The sequence below is a fragment of the Streptomyces sp. NPDC000880 genome (assembly GCF_053599675.1).
In genome coordinates this window covers 11,838-33,009 of sequence record NZ_JBSFMS010000078.1, presented here as the reverse complement: position 1 = coordinate 33,009, position 21,172 = coordinate 11,838, and the positions used below count along the sequence as shown (strand labels likewise).

General features: G+C 70.3%; 5 protein-coding genes and 1 pseudogene. 5 read left to right on the top strand and 1 reads right to left on the bottom strand.

Annotated features, from left to right (window positions below; genetic code table 11):
- Nucleotides 1-96 (bottom strand): annotated as a pseudogene (locus ACWDO5_RS23295) (ABC transporter permease); the annotation flags it as partial.
- Here ACWDO5_RS23295 and ACWDO5_RS23290 point away from each other — a divergent pair.
- From ACWDO5_RS23290 to ACWDO5_RS23270, 5 genes are all read left to right on the top strand, one after another.
- Nucleotides 82-564 (top strand): hypothetical protein, encoded by a 483-nt coding sequence (locus ACWDO5_RS23290; RefSeq protein ID WP_450532277.1) that lies wholly within the window; start codon nucleotides 82-84, stop codon nucleotides 562-564. The pseudogene ACWDO5_RS23295 and the gene ACWDO5_RS23290 sit on opposite strands and share 15 nt — an antisense overlap.
- Nucleotides 565-604: 40 nt before the next feature.
- Nucleotides 605-940, top strand: a complete 336-nt coding sequence (locus tag ACWDO5_RS23285; protein ID WP_450532276.1) for a hypothetical protein — start codon at nucleotides 605-607, stop codon at nucleotides 938-940.
- Nucleotides 940-3,390, top strand: a complete 2,451-nt coding sequence (locus ACWDO5_RS23280; protein ID WP_450532275.1) for a phage portal protein — start codon at nucleotides 940-942, stop codon at nucleotides 3,388-3,390. The genes ACWDO5_RS23285 and ACWDO5_RS23280 overlap by 1 nt, the downstream gene beginning before the upstream one ends.
- A 13-nt stretch (nucleotides 3,391-3,403) precedes the next feature.
- The gene (locus ACWDO5_RS23275) at nucleotides 3,404-3,616 is read left to right on the top strand and encodes a hypothetical protein (RefSeq protein WP_450532274.1); all 213 of its coding nucleotides are present in this window, start codon (nucleotides 3,404-3,406) and stop codon (nucleotides 3,614-3,616) included.
- A 63-nt stretch (nucleotides 3,617-3,679) separates the two neighbouring features.
- Entirely contained in the window at nucleotides 3,680-21,169 is a 17,490-nt protein-coding gene (locus ACWDO5_RS23270) for a hypothetical protein (protein WP_450532273.1), read from the top strand.
- Nucleotides 21,170-21,172: the final 3 nt, after the last annotated feature.

Sequence of the window (21,172 nt, the reverse complement as noted above, 5' to 3'; positions counted from 1 at the left end):
CAGCGCCCCTCCGAAGAGGTACGTGTACATCAGCACCATCATGATCGGGAACGCCGTCACATCGAAGAGCTGCTCCGGCACATGCTTGATCTTGACTCACCCGCGACCAGAGGCCGGACACACCGGCAGGAAAGCCTGTTCGCCTGGCTGAGCCCCGAGATCGAGCACAAGACCACTCCCCAACCGGAGCAGCCGACTGCGCCGCCGGCAGAGCCCGAGGAGCCCCAAGACCTGTCACACACCTGGGTCGTGGCCGCCGAGGTTGAGGTGACACCCCGGATCGCAGGTATCGCCGATTTCCGCGGCTCCTTCAAGGCCACCGCCGGGCAGCGCGTCGAGGCGCTCGAGGTGTACTGCAAGGGGTGCAGGCGCCCGTACGACGAGGTCAAGGGTGATGACTGCGCCGAGAAGATCGACAACCGGCATTTGATCGGCGGCGACCAGTCCACCCGGGCAAAGCGGAAGGTCAACGCTCCCCCGCCCGGCGCGAAGATCATCCCCGGGGGCACCATCCAGCGTCGCGGAATCGGCGCCTACGTTGCCGGAGTGTCCCGCCCGCGCTGACCACGCGACACAAGCATGGCGTGCTGTTCATGGTGCGGCCGTGACTACTCAGCCTCAACGCGCCCCACGGGCGGTCGCCCGCGAAGCCACCGGCCTGCTCCTGCTCTCGCTCGGCGCACTCGGTGTGCTCGCCGCGCTGGGCGCCATCCACTGGGCCGTGGGCTTGACCACCGCCATGGCCGGCCTGATCGTCGCGGGCATCTCCCTCAGGCCCTCCCCGAAGTTGTGGCAGCGCAGGCTTGCCACGGCCGCCGCCCTCGTCGGATACGTCGGCCTGACCACCTGCGTATTCGTGGCCTACACGCCGCTTGGCTGGCTCGCTGTGAGCCTGGCAGTTGCCGGGACCGGGCTGATGCTGGCCAGTGAGGGGGCCTGATGCCCCGCCAGTTCCTGCCCGCGCTGCGCGGCCTCCTCCTGCCCCGGCAGACAGCCACCCCCGCGGCCGCCGTGGAGACGAAGGACTTCGCGGGCGTCGGCAACTCGTACGTGTCGATGACGTACGCGGGCGTCACGAACGTCTGGGGGACCGAGGGCCGCGCTGATGGCTGGGACATGGACCGCGTCATCACCGAGGGCTACGAGCGCAGCATCTGGACGTTCAAATCGGTCGAGGCGATCAGCAAGCACGCCAGCGAGCTGCCCATCCAGATCGGCCGCGGAGGCGATGAACGGCGCTTCGAGGAGACCCTCGACGACCATCCCATTCTTCGGCTCCTCAACACCAAGGCAAACCCGATGGAGTCCGGGGACGTCTTCAAAAAGCGGGTGAGTGCGCAACTCCTGCTCAGCAAGAAGGGCGCGTTCATCGAGAAGACGTACAGCCGCGGCGGCACCCTCACACGCCTGGACCTCCTGCCGCCCGACCGAGTCCAGATCATCCCCGACCCGTACGGCGACTACATCAAGCACTTCGAGTTCACCAGCCGCGCCGGCATCGTCCGGGAGCTGAAACCGGAGCGCGTGATCTGGCTCAGGGACCCTCACCCGACCGACCCGTTCTGTGGCGTGACGCCCCTCGAGGCCGCCGGGCTGTCCATCGACCTGGACGTGAAAGCCCGCGTCTACAACATCAGCTTCATCGACAACGACGGGCGGCCCGGCGGCATCGTCGGCATCGACGTCGACGGCGTCGACCCCCGAGAGATGGAACGCATCCAGCAGCGCCTCGCGCCCGGCGCCCACCACGCCGGGGAGCTCACTCTCGTCGGCACCGGCCCGGGAGGAGTCAACTACGTCGACACCTCCGCCCGGCCACGAGAAATGGCGTACGAGACGCTGGCAACAACGTCCAAGGGTGAAATCCTGGCGGCGTTCGGCGTCCCCGAGAGCATCGTCGGCAACGCCTCCGAGCGGACCTACGCCAACGCTGACCGCGAAGAGTGGACTTTCTGGGACCACACCGAGCTGCCGCACCTCAACCTCTTCGCGTCCGGGTTCGACACCGACCTGGACGACGGCTGGACTGTCCGGTTCGACACATCTCGGGTACAGGCCCTCGAGTTCCCGCGCCGCCAGGAACGCACGGAGGCGCGGGAGGAGTTCAACGCCGGGCTGATCACCATTGACGAGTACCGGGAGATCGCCGGACGCCGCGCCTTCAACGTCCCCCAGTCCCGGGCGCTGTGGATCAGCCCCCAGAAGGCGCCTGTCCCCGCGAACGACCAGGACGCCGCGGCGCTCGGTCTCGGCCCGGACGAAGCGGCCGACGCCGGGCAGGGCGCCAACTCCGGGAGCGGCGCCCCGCTCCCAGCACTCGCCGATGACTCGGCCGCCGCGGCGGTCGCCAATGCCCGCGCCCTTGGCCCGGGAGAGGACGCCGCGGCCATCGTCGCCGCCGCCCGCGCACAGGGCCCCCTCGCCCTGCCCGCCACGCCCTCCGGCACAGCCGCCGACGCGGTCGCGCAGGCCCGCACCACCACGGTCGAGACAGGCCCTGGCGAAGCTGCCGCAGATGTGTCCCGCGCGCGCGGCTCAGACACCGGTACGGAGCCCGGAGACGCTGCTGCAGACGTCGCCGCCGCCAGGGGAGCCATTCAGACCAAGGCCCTTCCCGAGGAGGACGGATACGAGGTCACTGACGATGACTTCGACGCAACGTCCAACGCGGTGGCCGCCGCCCTGATTGCGCTCTTGGCCAGACAACAGGGCGTCATCGTTGCCCGGCTCCGCGCCCCGAAGATCCGCAAGTACACCCGCTATTGGGAGCCCGACGGGGACGACGACCAGAGGTGGGGCGGCGGCCCGGTAGACAGCGACCGCGTGGTGAGCGCAGCGCGCTGGGCCGAGGAAACCACCCAGACCCTCGGGCCGATCCTGCAACAGGCCGCTTCCGCGACCGCTGCAGCCGTCGGCCAGGCCCTGACCGGTGCCGGAACAGTGCCCCCCGCCGCCGCCGGCGCCGCCATCCTCGCCGCGAGTCAGGCCGGGCAAGCGGTCGCCGCGTTCCTCGGTGAACTCGCTGCGGAGCTGATGGACGAGCAGCGCACCGCGGCCACCATCGACGACGTCATAGACCGCGCCGAAGCCTTCTACCGCACCGCAACGCCCGGACTCGTCGCCCGGCTTGCCGAAGCGTGCGCCGTCGCCACCATCAACGGCGCCGCAGAGGCCGCCGCCGAGTCCGCCGGCCCCGACGTCGTACGGACCTGGATCACCCGCGGCGACGACCGTGTACGGCCCGCGCACCGGGCCCTGCAGGGCACCACCCTGCCCGCCGGAACGCCGTACACCGTGGATGGCTTCGCCCTGCGCTATCCCGGCGACCCCTTCGCACCCATCGCCCTCACGGTCAACTGCCGTTGCCGTCTGCACTACCAAGCCGATTAAGGAGCACCCACTGATGTGGCCCGCCATCTGGACCGTCTGGACCGTCGCGTTCGCCGTTGCCGAGACCATCGCCCTGGTCAACCGGCGGGAGGGCGACACCCTCAGCGAGACGACCCGCCGCGTTTTCCGCACCCGTACCAGCAAGGCCGGGCGCGCCGTATTCGCGGCCGGCTGGATCGGATTCAGCGGCTGGTTTGCCATCCACATCCTCACCGAGACCATGTAGCCCACCCGGGCCCCGGAAGGCAGCGCGCGACGCTAACCACCTGCGGTGTGCATGGTCCGCGCCATGCTGAATCGCCCCACTGCACAGGCTGAGTCGCGGGACCTGAGTCGCGGTCTCCAGACCAAGGTCACCCGCCGGCCCTGGAACGCCGCCCTGCATCCCCGTGACAGCAAGGGGCGCTTCATCGAGACGGGCGGAACGGTGAGGTTGTGGGGCGGAAAGCTCGCCCGCGTCGTGCGAGCCCTGCCCCATGACCGCATCCTCGTCCAGGACAAGACGCCTGACGGCACGTTCACCGGTCGCCGCCACACCACCAGTGCCAAGTGGGTCACGATGGTGGCGCGCCCCGACGGCAGCGCCCCCACCAACAACGAGGACAAGGTCGCCGAGGAGGACTCGCGGCGCTACGACGACCCGCGGCGCGGCCTGGGCATCTCTCGAGACGACCAGGGCGACCCGGACACTCCCGACGATCCGCACAACGTCGACGACCAGGGCAACGCCATCGGCGACGACGAGGGTGACGGCCCCGACGTCGGTGACGACCAGGACGAGCCCGGGGACGGCAAGCACCCCATCAAGCTCGATGCTCTGCCCAACCGGAAGACCGCGCTCAATGCCCGCTACGCCGACACCGCGGCAGTCCGCCAGCACTTCACCAACCTCGCCGACCAGCCCGAGACCACGCCGGACATGGCCGACGCGCTGCGGCACATGGCCCAGGACGAGGACCTGCGCATCACCCCGTCCAGCGGGCTCGCCATCCGTCCAGACGACGCCAACGGCCGCTGGTACCTGACTGCCACCGGCACCGGCCAGCGCCTCACCGACGTGGGCGACTTCGAGACCGCGCAGGACGCCGAGCGGTTCGCCGACCACCTGAACGAGAGCGTCCGCAACGGGCACATCATGCCGGGCGAGTTCAACCAGCCGTTCGACTTCTCCGACCCGAACCTCGACCAGGCCGCCAAGAACTGGGCCTCGACGAAGGGCGAGAACGTTCGGGCAGCGATCATCCGGGCGCGCAAGGAGTTCGACGCCACCCCAGCTGCCGAGCCGAGGAACGCCACCGCCGCACCTCAGGGGAACGGCCGACGCTTCAGCTCCCTGCAGGAGGTCCGGGCGCACTGGGCGGCGCTACGTGATCAAGAGGGCGGCCGGGGAGATGGGCAGGCACAGGTCCTCGATGCGCTGATCAACGACAACCGCCTCAAGCTCGTGGGCCAGGGCCAACTTGTGACCCGCCGCAACCCGGACGGCAAGTGGAAGCTCATCGCCACCGGGTCCGCCGCCGAACTCCACCCCGAGTTCGAGTCGCTGCCGGAAGCGCAGCAGTTCGGCCGACTGCTAGTCGCCTCCAACATCAAGGGCCAGGACGGCAAGCCGCTGGACCTATCCACTCCGGAGATAACCAGGTGGCGCTCCGAGAACAACCAGTCGCTCCCCGATGTCGTCGACCAGGTCCTCGCCAAGTGGAAGCAGGAGCACGGTGCGGATCCTGCAGCCGGGCCGGACGTTCAGACGCCGACGTCCGACGTGACACAGCAGGCCCCGGAGGTAGCTCCCGAGCAGCCGCAGCCCGAGCCGTCGCCGCTACCGGACGGCGCCGAGCCCGTCGACGGCGTTGACGGCTACCACTACACGAACGACGGCGGATCGGTCACCGTCTACGGCCCCGACGGACAGGCCGCTGCAACCAGTCAGCGCGGCTTCCCACCCCAGGCCACCGTCAACGGCGTCAAGTTCCCTGTCCCGTCGTACCCGCCGGCGGGCGCCGCAGTCATGGCCCGTGCGCACCGGGCCTCTCAGCTCCCGCCCGAGGAGCGCGACCACGTCACCGCTGAGTGGATCACCTTCAAGGGCAAGCGCGTCATGGCATTCCACGGAACCATCCGGGGCGACGAGAACGACCGCGCGGCCATCGGCTCCGTCAAGGCCGTGAACCGGGCGCCCAGTGTCGACCCGGACACGTGGCTGACCATGTCGACGATGGGCCCGTCCAAGCGGGACGAGAAAATCGCCGAGGTCCTGCAAAACCTCGACCGTCAGGGCCGATACGTCGTCATCTCCGACGGCACCGCCAAGCCGGCCACGGCCGACGGAGCAAACGCCCCGGCCGCACCCGTCGACGAGGCGGAAGCGTTCCAGCAGACCATCCGTGATGCCAGCGACGTCGAGCTACGGCAGATGGAGAACGAGCGGTGGGCTAAGCAGTCCCGCATCCGCTCCGAGTCCGGCCGGAGGAACAACCAGCGCGAGATCAACGCACTGAGCGAAGAGAGGAAGCGTCGCCAGCAGGAGCGCGAGCAGGCTGTGCTCCGTGACGTGACTTCGCTGAGCGACGAGGACATTCAGGCACGCGTCAGGCAGTCGCAGGAGGAGCGCGGCACGTACGGCTCTCGGCGTGGCCAAGAGGCGAATGACGTGGACCGGGCCGTCTACGGCGAGCGCCGCCGCCGGTCCCAGGCCATGGCCGACGACCAGACCGACCTGACCGGGCTCATCGACGAGGAGTTGGCCCAAGCCCGGGAGAAGGTCGGCGAGCGGGTCAGGCTGCACCAGGCCGCGGGCGATGACCCCACAGCCGAGCGGACCATGCGCCAGGCTCTGCAGACACGGCACGACAGCATCGTCGGCGAGCAGCAGCGACGCCGCGCCGTGTCGATCGCCAGCCGTCCGCCGGCCGCGGACCTCGATGACGAGCAGCTTGCCGCCGAGTACGACGACCTGATTTCCCGGGACCTCGGCAAGGCCAGCCCGGAGGCGCAGGAGGTCCTCAAGGGGCGCCTGGAAGACATCAAGCGGGAGCGCCGCGACCGGGAGAAGCGGGCCATCACGGACCGGGAGGCGCCGGACGCTGTCAGCTCGGAGGAGCTGGGCAACGAGTACGCCGAACTGGAGCGTGGGCGCACCTCGTACGAGGCGGACGAGGTCACCGCAGCCCGCAAGCAGCGCATGGCCGCGATCGAGGCGGAACTGAGCCGACGGGACACGACCCCCGAAGTCGAACAGCTCCTCGCCCGCGTCGACAACCCCGACTCCAATGGCGGCATCAGCGTCGACGGAGGCGCCCCCTACGGCTACATCGACCACAACGCGCACGTCGGCAGGCGGGAGGTCGGTTGGTCCTGGGGCAAGAACACGTGGGGCCACACGCAGACCTACCCGTCGCGGGCGGCCGCCCTCGCCGCGCTGGTCCGCTCGTACGACACCGACGACGACCGCCGCGGTGAACGCACTTGGGGCCAAGAGCGCCGGGTGTTCGTGCCGAAGATGTTCGTGGAGCTGTACCAGAACGGCCGCCTTGGGGACCGGCTTGCCTCGGCGACCGAGGAGCGGCGCTACCTCTACAGCCTGTTCCGGGACCGGTATGGCTGGGACGACGGCGTGAACCCGCTGGTCCCCAGCAGCAAGAAGGGCCACCACATCAAGGGCCGGAACCTCGTCATTCCCGAGGGCCTGCTCGCCGAGTTCAACCGGATCACGGAGGAGCTGTCTCGGGACATGTCCGTGCAGGCCACGGACCGCGAGGCAGACAGTTCCGACCGGCAGAAGGCAAAGACGCGGCTCGCGTCGATCAACGTTGCTTTGCACGCGATCGAGACGGCCCGCGAGGCAGTCCGCCAGAATGGCGGGAACGACGACCAAAAGGTCATCTCCCGCGAGGAGATCGAGGCACAGCAGGCCGCGCTCCGCGCCGCGCTGGGAGGAAACGACGATGAACATGTTCAGCCCGACGGTCCGGGAGCACTGGCAGACGTACCGGCCGCAGGAGTGGGCGGCGATGGACGATCCGGAAGCGTTCGTGACGGCGAAGGCCAAGGAGATCGAGGCGCGGATTCTGGTGGCCGAGGAGGCGCTGGAGAAGACGGTGCCGGAGCCGCAGGAGTACGAGGCGGCGGTCGGCCGGCAGAAGCAGATCAGGGCGGACGCGACGGCGATGGTTCTGCAGGAGCTTCTGCCGGAGCCGGAGCCCGAGGCGGAGACAGTGCCGGAGCTGACGCCGGAGATGCAGCACCTGCAGGAGATCAAGGACGCGATGTACGACCTGTAGCGCGCTTTCGGCCGGACCCGGCCAACGCGCCGAAGGGCACGCGCGCGCGTGCGGTCGCCAACGTTGAGGCCATCAAGGTCCTCAAGAAGCTGGAGACCGAGAACCGGCCGGCCACCGACGAGGAGAAGCGCATCCTTGCCCGCTGGTCCGGGTGGGGCTCGGCTCCGGTCATCTTCGCCAGCGAGCCGAATGAGAAGGAGCCTCGCTACCAGCAGGGCGGGGCGCGCGAGGGAAAGTTCGAGCAGGATCACGCCCGTTGGGCTGAGTACAGCGACGTCCGCGACGAACTGCAGCGGGTGCTCACGCCGCTGGAGTTCCGGCAGGCGTCCCGCGGTGTGCTGTCCATGCACTACACGCCGCAGCCCATCGCCGAAGCGATGTGGGACGGCTTGCGGGCCTTCGGGTTCGAGCGTGGCGACGTCCTTGAGGCCGGTTCAGGCGCGGGCACGTTCTTCGGTGTCGCCCCCGACGGCGCTCGCCTGACCGGTGTCGAGCTGGACCCGACCACGGCCCGCATCGCTCAGGTGATCTACCCGGAAGCCAACGTTCTCAACGAGTCGTTCGCAGAGACCGACGCCCATCCGGGCACGTTCGATGCCGCGATCGGCAACGTGCCCTTCGCCCGCGTCCCGTTCGATGACAAGCGGTACCCGGCGGAGAACCTGCACAACGGGTTCGTCACCAAGGAGATCGCTCTCGTTCGGCCAGGCGGCATCACCGCCGTCATCACCTCCCGGCAGACGCTGGACTCCAAGGGCGACAAGGCCCGCCGCCAGATGGCCAAGTACGGCGACCTGGTGGGCGCGGTCCGCCTGCCATCCGGTGTCTTCAACGACGCCGGCACCGGTGTCACCACCGATGTGCTGGTGTTCCGGCGCCGCGAGGACGGCACAGAGGCGGCCGACACCTCTTGGCTGGACGCGCCCGAGCGGGATATCAACGGGACCAAGCACCACATCAACGCCTACTTCGACGAGCACCCCGAGCACGTCCTCGGCACGATGACCACTAAGTCCGGCCCGTTCGGGCCGGAGGTGACCGTCCAGGGCGACGCGGCCAAGGCCGCCGAACAGCTCCGCAGTGCGCTCGAGGGCATCGCCGCCAAGGCCACGGCTGACGGCCGCGGCTACGAGCCGAACCCCGCGGGCGATGATCGGCCCCCGGTGCGCCTGCAAGCCGCGCGAGAGAAGCACGCAAACGACTGGACGGGCCGCGTCTACGAGGGCGACGACGGGCAGTTCTACCAGCACGTCAACGGTGCCGAGCCCGTACGGATCGAGCCTGCCGACGGCAACACCGCCCAGCTCCGCGCCCTTCTGGGACTGCGCGACGTCGCCGCCGAGCTGCGCGAGCTGGACCGGAAGAACGACGAGGAGGAGCGCGCGGACGCGCTGCGTGCGCAGCTCCGTGACCTGCACGCCGCCTACGTCGCTGAGTACGGGCCGCTGTCCAAGCCTGGCCAGCACCGCACCAAGGGCGGTGTGCCGACGGCGTTGGGCTACTTCCGCGCTGACCCGGACGCTGCGGCCGTCAACGCGCTGGAGCGGTGGGACGCGGGCAAGGGCGAGGTCCTCTCCCGCATCTTCACCGAGCGTGCCGCCGCCCGCCGGCAGCCGCTGACCTCAACCGACGACCCGAAGACGGCCCTTGCCGCGGTGGTGGCCGCAACCGGCGACGTCGACCTCGGTGAAATCTCCCGCCTGCTCAACCTCGACCCGCAGGAGACGCTGCGGCGCCTCGGCACGGAGGTCTTCACCAATCCGGGCACCGGCCGCCTCGAGCTGGCCAGCGCCTACCTGTCCGGTGCTGTCCGCGACAAGCTCGAGGCCGCCCGCAAGGCCGCGGAGACCGACCCGTCGTTCGCAGTGAACGTGGCGTCGCTGGAGGCCGTGCAGCCGCCAGAGCGCACCATCGGCCAGTTCACCCCGGAGATGGCCGCGCACTGGACGCCGCCGGAGCTCCTGCAGGGCTTCCTGCGCGAGTACCTGGGCGACCGCACCCTGCGCGTTGCCCACGATGACCGGTACGGCTGGGTCCTCAACACCGGCAAGGTGCCCGAGGCCAACAACATCATGTACGGCGTCCCGGCAGACCCTGAGAAGGGCACCCGGGGCAAGTCGGCCGTCGACATCGCCCGCGCCGTTCTGGGCTTCGGCTCGCTGACCGTCTACCACGACGAAAAGCGCAAGGACGTCGACGAGACGACCTCCCGCCTGATCCGGCAGAAGGCCGACCAGATGCGGGCCGAGTTCGCCAAGTACTCCACGGCGAACGCTGAACGCCTCACCACGCTCACCGAGTCGTACAACCGAATCATGAACGGGCACGTCGTCCGTTCGTACGAGGGCATGTCGCCCAGCCTGGAGGGCTTCACCCCCGATCGAGAGCCGCACCCGTGGCAGCGCTCCGGCGCCGCGCGGATGCAGTTCGAGCGGGGCGTGATTCTCGCCCACGAGGTCGGCCTCGGTAAGACGTCCACGCTCGTCATGGGCACCCAGGCCCTCAAGGCGTCCGGGCAGATCGAAAAGCCCATGGCCGTCGTGCCGAACCACCTGGCGAAGCAGTGGGCGGACGAGGCCGGCTACCTGTACCCGAACGCCGACATCCACCTGATCACGTCGGCGGACCTGGCCGACGGCCGGCGGGCGAGCACCCTGGAGTGGCTGCGCGCCAACAAGCCGGACCTGGTCATCTTCACCGAGGAAGCGTTCGGCTCCATCAGGATGAGCCCGGAGGCTCAGGAGGCGTACGAGTTCCGGGAGCTGGAGGCGCTGCGCGCGCAGCTTGACCGCCAGTACGAGGACGCCGACAACCCGAGCCACCCGTTCATCGTCGCCAAGATTGAGCAGCGCATCGCGACGGTGCAGCGGAACATCAACAAGAACGCTGCGCCCATGCGGAAGCCGGGCGAAACGTACTGGGATGACCTCGGATTCGACTACTTCGTCGTTGACGAGGCTCACCGGTACAAGGGCGTCGGCTTCCGCTCGAAGGAGGGCGGCGGCGACCCGGCGTCGATCCGCGGTATCGACCTCCACCAGAAGACAACCGACCTTCATCAGCGCCGCAGCGGCCGCGCCACGATCACCCTCGCCACCGGCACTCCACTGTCGAACAGCATCAGCGAGCAGTTCACCATGCTGCAGTTCGCGGCACCATGGGTGCTGGACGCCTACAAGGCGGGTGCGCCGGACCTGTGGGCCGCCACCTTCGGCCGCAAGACTCTGCGCATCGAGAACGCGCCCGACGGCTCTGGCCTGCGCGTTGTCGAGCGGTTCTCGGAGTTCCACAACAAGCGCGCCATGAAGACCATGTGGGGCCTGGTCGCGGACACCAAGCGCGGTGACGACGTCGGCATTCCCCGCCCCAAGCTCAAGGGCAACGCGCCGAACCTGATCATGGTCGACGCGACTTCGGACCAGAAGAAGCGCCTCAAGGGGCTCGTCGCCCGCGGCCGCGCCATCCACAACGGCGAGGTCGACCGTAGCCAGGACAACATGCTGGCGGTGTCCGGCGAGGGCACCAGCGTGGCCCTCGACCCGCGCCTCATCGACGCCAACGCCCCCGCCGGTAACAAGCTCAAGGCGGTCGCGGACCGGCACATCGAGCGCTACCACCAGACCAAGGACCGGGTCTACAAGGTCGCGTACGGCAGCGACGAGGACCACCCCGTTCCGGGCGCCCTCCAGATGATTTTCCTGAACGAAGGCGTCCCGGGGGGCAAGAACAAGGGCGGCTTCGACGCCTACGCCGAACTCAAGCGGCTCATGGTTGCCGGCGGCATCCCCGAGGACAAGATCAAATTCGTCCAGGACGCCAAGAAGTCCGGCAAGCCCGAGGACATGACCGAGCTGTTCCGCCGGGCACGCGAGGGCGAAATCTCGGTCCTCATGGGTTCCAGCGCCGTCGCGGGCACGGGCATGAATGCCCAGGACCGCATGATCTCCCTTTCGCACGTCGACCTCGACTGGGGCGCCGCGCAGATGGAGCAGCGCAACGGCCGCATCCTGCGCTACGGCAACATGAACCCCGAGGTCGAGATTGACATCTATGCGACCAAGGGCTCCATGGACGGCTGGAAGTCCGGGTTCGTCGCCGCCAAGGCCGAGGGCCTGGTCGACATCCAGCGCCCGGAGCCGGAGGACGGCGACACCAGCGACACCGTCTCCGAGATCGACGGCGCCGAGTTCGACTACGAGACGATGGAAGCCGAGATCGGCGGCAACCCCTACATGAGCCAGCTCATGAAGGCCCGCCGGACGCTCAAAGACCTCGAGATCGACCAGCACAACGAGGCCGCCGAGCGCATCCGCCGCAGCGAAGCCCTTGATGCCCTGCGCCAGGAGGCGGAAGCCACCCGCGAGGGTATCCAGCGCCGCGAGCAGGCCCTGCCCCGCATCCGCGACCTTCGCGGCAACTTCGCCATGACCATCGGCGGCTCCCCCTACGGTGATCGCGCCGACGCTGGCGCTGCCCTGCACCGGCAGGTCACCACCCGCCTCCTGGAGCACGACCGCGAGGGAATGAGCCCCTGGCACATCCTCGGCCAGTTCGGAGGCCTCGACTTCGGTGTCCGCACGGAGCGCGACGCGGACGGCAAGCTGACCGCGCACGTCGGCTTCCCCGAGCTGCGGCACAGCGACTTCGAGCGCAGCGTGGAGGACTTGAAGAAGAAGGGCGCCGGGTCGGGCATGATCACCCGCCTGTCCAACGCCCTCGCTAAGGCCCCCGCCCTGCAGGAGTCCGACCGCGCGAAGGTCCCGGAGCTGAACGAGCAGATTGCCCTGCTCCAGTCCGCGCACGCCGCGGCTGACCTGACCCCGCAGATTGACCATGCGCGCAATCGCTCGCACCTGCTCGAGGAGATCGTCGGCCGGGTCACCGACCTCGATGCGAAGCCGGAGATCGACCCGGACGAACTCGACAAGAAGCGGTTCAACAAGGCCGACCGCGAGAAGATCGCCGCCGCGCGCCGCGAGGAACGCATCCCGCTCCAGGTGGCCGTCGACCAGGCCGCCGCGAAGCTCAAGCAGTGGGACCAGGACAACCCTGCCCCCGAGTCGGCCGAGCCCGTGCGCCTCTCCGAGGAGGAAGTGCGCGACACCCTCGCGCGTATCCGGCCCGAGGGTCAGACCGGCCCGGCCGCGGACACCACGGCGCCGGAGGCCAGCACTCCCGAGACGGATGCCCCGGCCGCGAACGCGCCCGAGACGAACGCCCCCGAAACGGCGGCCGCGGGCAACGGCGGAGCGGGCGAGCCCCCGACCGACGCGCCGAGCACCGCCACCCCCGACGAGCCGAATGGGCAGGACGACACCCAGCAACCCACCGCGGCGGACGACGGACAGACCTACGAGCCGTTCCACACATCCGAAGACATCGACCAGGCCGTGGGCGAGATCCGCGATGCAGTCCGCGAGTGGACCGCGACGGGGCTGCGCAACGACCTGCTGATCCGGCCCAGGGAGACCGAGGGCCATCAGCGCGCAGCCATCGTGAACAACCTGTTCGGCCAGCCCATATCCGACGTCAAGCGCCCCAAGACCAGCGAGATCAGGCAGGCTCTGGAAGCGGTCGACGGCATCCTTGCAGAGATCGCCGAGACACCCGGAATCGACCCCTACGGGCGGGCGAAGCCGATCCTTGAGGATCTGCGCGCCAAGATGCACACCACGCTCGAGCGCGCCCGTGAAACGAGACGCCAGAAGCGCGAGCGCCAGTCCGGGGCAGCCAACACCGGTCAGGGCGTGCCCCCGACCGATGCCCCGAACACCACCAGCCCAGACGCGCCGAACGGCCCGGAGGCCACCGCCGAGCCGACCGGGCCCGTCAGCGACCGCGAGCCTTTCAAGTTCCGCGACCGCGTCACCGACCCGGACGGACAAGGCTGGTACGTCTCCAGTGAGGACGAGGACGGAACCGTCATCGTCAACCGCGACGGCGCCACGGCGACGTTCCACCGCGACGAGCTGACCCGTGAGCCCGCCCGCCAGGACGAGCAGCAGTCGACCGAACCGGACAGCGAGGAGCAGACGCAGCCGGAGACCAGCGGCGCCGCTAGCACCGACGAGCAGACGGCGGCCGCCGACGACGAGACCGCCCCGGCCGGCGACCCCGAGCAGGAGCCGGACACCGTCACCCTTGACCCAGACGAAGTCGCCGCACAGCTCGACGCAATCCGTCCCGAGGGCCTCAAGGCACCGTCGGCGATGACCGAGCAGGAACTCTCCGACGAGATGGTCGCCCTGATGGAGCGGGAGATGGCCGACGGCGATCTGTCCGGCGCCGACCGCACCCGCATGGCCGTCCTCGAAGCAGAGACGGACCGGCGCGCCGGCCGTACTCCAAAGCCGCAGCCGAAGCCGCAGCCCGCGGAGCCCGCAGGAGGTCTCTTCGACCTCGAGAGCGGGGACGAAACACCGGCCGCCGTCGCTGACCCAGACAACCCCCTTGACCGGCCTGACGACGAGTTCGGCACACCGGACATGTTCGCCGCCAGCGAGGGCCGCGACACCAGCCGCCTGCGGCCGGTCCAGATGCGCAACGCTGCGGACCTCGAGGCCGGGGAGCGCTACACCGACGCAGACGGGCGCACGCACACCGTTGCAGAGAAGCCCGTTCGCACCGGCCGAGGCCGCACCCGAGTCGTCACCGACGATGGACGTGAGCGCTTCTACACCTCGGACACCGAGCTGCGCGTGCGGTACCCCGACGAGGACATTCCGGAGAACGAAGAAGAGGGCGCAGAGCCCGACAGCGCGGACACCCCGGCTGACGGTGGCACCACCAACACCGCGGACGGTACCGGCGCGGGCGAAACGGTCCAGGATCCCGTCAGCACGCCGGAGACGACGGACCGTACGGACGTCACCGACCGGACGCGGCGCATGTCGAGCATGGTGGGCGACGCGCTCGACATCGTCGGGGGCGACAGCCTCCCCGAGATGCAGGACCTGGCCGACGCCATCGACCGGGCCGAGACTGCAGACGACCCGGAGGAGACGCTGCGAGACGTTGCTGACCGCCTCGACTCCCTTGCCCAGCGGTACGAGGCTGCCGGCCCCCAGGGTGAGCGCGCAGCCCGCTTGTTCCGGCGTGCGGCCCGCGTCGCACGCAACGAGGACGAAGACGACACCGCATCCTCGGACGAGGAGACCACCCCGAGCGAGCCGACGCCCGAGGAGGAGCCCCAGCGAGACGGTGGGGACAACGAGAACGGCGGCAACGCCAACCGACGTCGCCGTGACGGCGATACGGGCGGGCCCGACTCGGACGGGGCTGGCCCCGACGGAGGTTCAGGGGCGCCGGGTATGCCCGACAGCCCCAGCCCTGACGCCGGGAGCAACGAGGACGGACAAGGCGACCAGGCGAACCAGCGCAACGACGACAACGACCGTCGACGTCGACGGCGTCGCAATCGCGGTGGCGACGGCGCGCCAGGAGGTGCCGGGGGCCCGGGTGCGCCCGGCCTGCCCCGGATCGGCTTCCCCCTCGGTGACGGCAGCCCTGCCACCGGCACCGGTAGCGGTGACGGCCGCCGCGGTGGTGACGCAGCGAGCGACCCGCGCCGCAACATCGACGCCCTGCGCGACGCCTGGAACCGCGGCGAAGGCCTGACACCCGATGAGGACACCCCCGAGCGACGGGCGTTCCTCGCCGAACTCGCCAACTGGCCTTCCCTCACCCTGTCGGAGGGCGGCGGGATCGTCACTTGGCCAGAGGAGCAGGAAGACGGCTCAGTCCTGTGGCGCTTCGCCATGGCACGCAACGGCGCCCGTCTGCCCGACCTCGGCCTGGACACGGACAGCCGCGAAGAAGCACGCGACCTGGCCAGCCGGTTCGAGGCGATCAGCGACAGCGCCGGGCAGCCGTTCGACTGGCACCGGCCATGGGGCCCCAGCAGCATCGCCCAGTGGCGCGACGGGAACGGCCGCAACCTTCGGGATGCCCTGCGCGCCGCAAACGACGACTTCGAGCAGCAGCGCACCGCCGCGCCCACCAACGATGGCGAGGCCGCGCAGCCGGACCAGGCGTCGATCACGCTGCCGGAAGACCTCTCCCAGATCAGCAACGACGACCTTGACGCCCTTGTCAGCCAGCCCCTCAGCGGCGACGACATGATGCGAGTCATGGCGGAGATGGACCGCCGTGACGACACTGACCAGCGTGTCCGCGACGCCATCCCGGACACGCCTCCCACAAACGCCGAGGAGGAGGCGCAGCGCGGCAGGGCGATGGACGAGGCGCTGGCATTCGGCGACACGGACATCACCGGGCCGAGCCGCAACAGTGAGGAGCAGATACGGACAGACTTCGCCACCGCTGACGAAGCGCGCTTCCTCGCCGCGGAGGACGCCACGGGCGGCCGGATGCTCAGCCCTGCGGGTGAGCAGGCCGGCGTCAGCGCACGGGATGTGTTCTCGGGCAGCAACATGTCGCAGCGCAGCCAGTGGCGCCGGTACGCCAGCCCGGAACTGCTCGAGTGGTTCGACAGCAACGGCGGCCGGCTGACGTACAGCACGTTTAAGGCGCGCCGCCTCGAGGAGGGGCTGCAACATCAGTTCGTGGTGGCAGACGAGGCCCGCTTCCTCGCCGCTGAAGACGCCACCCGCGGCGTGTTCCTCAACCGGGACGGCGAGGCCGCTGGCATCAATGACCGTGAGCTGTTCTCTGGCGGGAGCCTGAGCCAGTTTGGCCGTTGGCGCCGGTACGTCAGTGATGAACTCCTCGAGTGGTTCGACAACAACGGCGGCCGACTGACGTACAACCAGTACAAGTTGCAGGCCCGTGAGAACGAGCGTGCCGCACGTGACGAGTACGAGGCCGAGCAGCGGGCAGCGGCGGGCAACGGAGAAACCAGCACGCCCCAGGGTGCCGACGCGGCAGCCCCCACTGATGCCAACGGCGACGTATCCCTGGACAGCATTGCCGCCACCGGCTGGACCGGCGTCGTCGACCGGTACCGGGCCCTTGAAGAGGCCGCCCGTGCCGCGTACGGCGACAACTCCGAGCAGGCCCTCGGTTCGGTGGCCGCCGAGATGCGCGGGGCTGAGGCTGCGAACGCGGCGGGCGACACCGAAGCGTTTGGACGCCACCTCTACGTTGCTGCATCCAGGGCGCGGCTGGGCACGTCGCAAGAGGGGAGCGAGCCCGAGGAACTGCTCGCCGCCAGGCGGGCTCTCTCCGTCGAGGCGCACAACACCGCGATCCGGAACCTCACGCCGCCGGGTGAAGGCGAGCACCTGACGCCACACCGATCCCTCAAGCAGGGCGACATCATCCGCCGCCCGTTCCGCGACGAATATTCGGTCGTCCTCTCGGATCCCACCGATCGCACCCAAGGGGACGAGGTGTGGCTCGACGGGTGGTCCCTCGACGCTGCGGATACCGGCTTCTTCGGCTTCGAGCCCGGCGACTACCTGGTGCTGCAGAGCGATGATCCCGACCGGATCAGCGCAGGCCGCCGTGTCGTCGCAGAGAAGGAGCGGCAGAGAGCGACAGCGCAAGCGCGCTCGGAGAGCGCCCAGAGGGGTGCACAGAACCGTATGCAAGCCGCGGCCGCGGCTCGAAGTGCAGAGTCCGAGCAGGACCAGCAGCCGAGCACGCCCGAGCCGCAGAGCGCCACCGCCGACACCACGAGCACGGGTGCCGATGCCGTTGACGAGCGCCCCGCAACGCCGGAGCCCGTCAACGGGCAGCCCGCGCACTGGGCACGCGTCGGCGAGCTCGCTGCCGGCGACATGGCTCGTATCGAGGGCACCACCAAGCGCGGCCGGAACGTCACCCGCGCCGGGTACGTCCTCAACGCCCCTGTGCAGGTCTCTGTGACCCGCCGGGGTCGCGCCGAGACCATGTGGCGCACCTCTGTCGGTGAGAGCCCAGACGGCCGTGGGGAGCGCGGCAACGTCTTCACACCGCTGAACGCCACCGCTGCGCGGGCCGAGACACCTGACAACACCGTCCCGGGCTCCCCGGCGAGCGGTGCTCAGGGTGACGTCATCCGCGGCAACCTGCCCGACACGATCCCCACGGACGGCAACGGCCGTGGCCTGTTCCCCGGCAGCAGCGTCACCGGCTCCGGCAACCGCGAAGGCACCGTCACTGGAGCAACTGACACCACCGTGTCGGTGCGCTGGGCCGACGGGAACAGCGACACCGGCATCACCCCGACGTCCCTGACTGTCAACGACGGTGAACGGCCCGACGGGTGGACGGCAGCAGGCCAGCGGGTACGCCCCGGCCACATCGTCACCGACGAGAACGGGGCGCTCCTCGGCCCGGTCGACGAGGTCAACGGCGACCAGATCACGGTCACCACCGCCGGAGGGACCATCACCCGCAGCGCCGCAGACCTGCGGGTCGCGGGCGAGGTCCGTGACGACGCCCCCGGCGACACCGAGCCGGTTACCGGCATCGACACCCCGACCGCAGGCGACCTCACCGACGGAGACGTCGTTGTCCTCGACCTTGACGGCACCCTGACCACCGTCCAGGTCATCAGCACCCCCAGCCGGGACGGCGACCGCGTCACCATCGAGTACGCCGACACCACCAACGGGGAAATCGGCGAGCTCGAGCTGGACGCCACCGCTACCGTCCCGCGTGCGGAAGGCCCTGACGGAGCCCCGCAGCTCAGCCCGGCCGACGCGCCCGACCGCGACGACGAGCTGACCGTCCACGAACCGGCGCCCGTTATCGACCCGGTCACCGGGCCGACGGTGGACCCGGACCTCACGCCGGCCGACCGCGACGCCATCGACGACCACGGAAGCGCCCCCGAGGACGACCCGGACGCCCAGCAGGCAGCCGCCCGCATCGACGCCAACCTTCCCGTCACGCCGGACCAGGCCGCCGCGCTCGCCGCCCAACTCCGGGACTCCGCCGACCCGTCGACCACTGAGGGACGCGCCGCGCTGCGTGCCGCCGACCACCTCGACCAGGCCGCGGGCCTCACGCCCCCGGCGGGCCTCGACCGGCCACGGCCGTCGAACGCCGCGCAGATCGGCGAGGGCGACCTGATCGCCATGCCGGACGAACGCCGCGGCGACGAGGTGCGGGTCTTCCGCGTCATCGACACCGAGGACGGCCCGGGTGGTGTGCGCAGCCTGCTCCTGGAAGACGAGGACCAGCAATGGCGCCGTCGGATCGTCCACGGCGCAATGCCCGTGTGGCAGCTCCCCGAGCCGCGCCCGGATGCCCCCACCCCGCCCGACCTTGACGACCCCGAGCCCACCCCGGACCCGGCAACCCCGATCCCAACCCCGGCGGCTCCGGCAACCCCGGACCCGGACCCGGACCCGATCCCGGCTCCGGCAACCCCGGCTCCAGCCCCGCAGGCGCCCGTGGCCCGGGTCCGTCCCGGCAGTCTCCGCGTCGGCGACGTCATCGACGCACCGGTCTCACGCACCGGCTACCAGTTCAACGGGCACCGCCGACTCACGATCATCACCCCGCCCCAGCGAAACGGCTGGTGGATGGCACTGACCGGTGTAGACGACGACGGCAACGTGCACGACTTCGGGCTCCACTCCGGCCGGGACGTCAACGTGTACGAGCGGAACCGGCCCACGCCCGCGCTGCCGCCTTCGGGCGCGCCCCGCGACCCCAACCCGTCCCCGCTGTCCGCGGCGGACCAGATCGTCGCCGACCACGCCCGTACTGTTGCCGCGCGGATCATCGACGAGGCGATAGCCGGAACCCAGACGCCTGGCGACATCCACGCCCTGCGCGAGCAGATCGCGCAGCGCCTCACCCCCGAGGCCCTGCGCGAAGCCCGCCAGGCAGCCCGCGATGCGGCGAACAATGCGCTCGACGCCATGGGTGTCACCGGCCCGGACCGCGCCCGCGCACAGCAGGCCCTCAAGCAGGCACGGCAGGACGCCCACGCCGCAACGGTCCGCGCCGCGCTGCGCACGATCAACGACCTCGAGCCCCTCCCGGACGAGAGCGACGAGGACCTCGCCCAGCGCGCGGCTGACTTGCTGCGCCTCATCCCCGACCAGATCGCCACCCCGGCCCGGACCGGAACCGGCAGCGGGGACGCGGACGGCGACATCATGCGGGCTGTCGCGGGCCACACCGACGAGGCCGTGGCCGCGCTCCTGCAGCAGCTCCAGGCCGCGGGGCTCAACGCCGGGGACGCCCAGCAGGTCGGCCGGCTCCTGGCCGGACACCTCAACGGCTCCCGGCAGGCAACCGCCCGCCGGATCGCCCAGCGAGTTGCAGCCACATCCCCGGCCGCCGGACGACAGCCCGGCTTGCTGGCCCGCATCATCGCTCTCCTCATCCGCCTCGGCCGTCGTCTCGTCGAGCTGGTCAAGGCCGCAGCCTCGAAGATCGCCGAGAAGTGGCAGAACGGACGCGAGCGCCTGGCCCGACTCCGCGCGTTCCTCGGGCGGCTCGCGACCCGCGTACGGCAGTGGCCGGAGTCCCGGCGACTGGCCCGCCTGCAGGCCGCCCTCGACTTGCCCTCGGTGGACGGCGAATCCCTCGGCGCCCGGGTCGCGCACTGGGCCGGCCTGATGCCGGAGCCCGGACGGTTCGGCCAGGCATCCCGCCGCGTCACCTGGTGGCGACCGACCACCTGGGGGCAGCTCGCCGCCGGGCGGCTCCCAGGCCGTTCCGACCGGATGCAGTGGAGCCCGGACCGGGCGGCCGACGGCGGCCCCGGCCTGACGACACTGCGGCACCTGGCCGCGCTGCGTGCCGCCGGCGGCGACGTCGACCAGGACGTGACTCGCCGTCTCGCCGCTGCGCTCGGCGACGACTTCGGAGGCGATCCACACGGCACCATGCAGCGCGCCGACGACCACGTAGCCACCACGGAGCGCCGCCTGGTCAACCTCCAGGCCGCCCAGACGACAAGCACCATCCAGGACCCCGACGTCGAGGTGGAGCTCGCAGCGGCCCGGCTAGAGGCCTCGACCGCGCGCCGCGAGTGGGCGGACCTGCGGGCCCGGTACGCCGCGGCCGTCCCCGACGCAGTGGCCGCCGCGCTCACCGAGATCCGCGACATCGGACCCGAGGGCAACGCTGGGCTGGTCTTCACCCCGGACAGCACCCCGGACGCTGAGCGGTCCGTCAGGGGCGTGCAGCGCCTCCTGCCGCGATCGTGGCTCAACATCCCGGCCGGCCGCCGCCTCACGGCCGTGGACGGAGAGGAAGGCCGGTACGAGCCCGAGTTGCAGCGGGCGACGATCGCCGACCTCGCCGACGACGGACTGGGCACCGCCGGGCACGCCCTGGCGCAGCACTTCGCCCAGCATGTGCCGGACCTGGACGCCGCGCAGCGGGCGTTCTGGTTCACCCGCACACACACTGGGCGCCCTGGCGCCCGCCGCATGAACAGGAGCGCCCTGGGACGCCTGTTGTCCCGTCAGCAAACACAGCCGGAGACGGGTGACAGTCTCGCGCGGTCCGTTCAGTCGATGTTCAGCGGCGACTGGTACGAGGACGACGATCTGCGAGCTTTCCTTCTGGGACTGCTCGCCACGCGATAGGAG

Bases quoted from the DNA above. Each gene is read 5' to 3' on its own strand.
- ACWDO5_RS23280 (WP_450532275.1), top strand. From the start codon at position 940: ATGCCCCGCCAGTTCCTGCCCGCGCTGCGCGGCCTCCTCCTGCCCCGG.
- ACWDO5_RS23270 (WP_450532273.1), top strand. From the start codon at position 3,680: ATGCTGAATCGCCCCACTGCACAGGCTGAGTCGCGGGACCTGAGTCGC.
- ACWDO5_RS23290 (WP_450532277.1), top strand. From the start codon at position 82: ATGCTTGATCTTGACTCACCCGCGACCAGAGGCCGGACACACCGGCAG.
- ACWDO5_RS23275 (WP_450532274.1), top strand. From the start codon at position 3,404: ATGTGGCCCGCCATCTGGACCGTCTGGACCGTCGCGTTCGCCGTTGCC.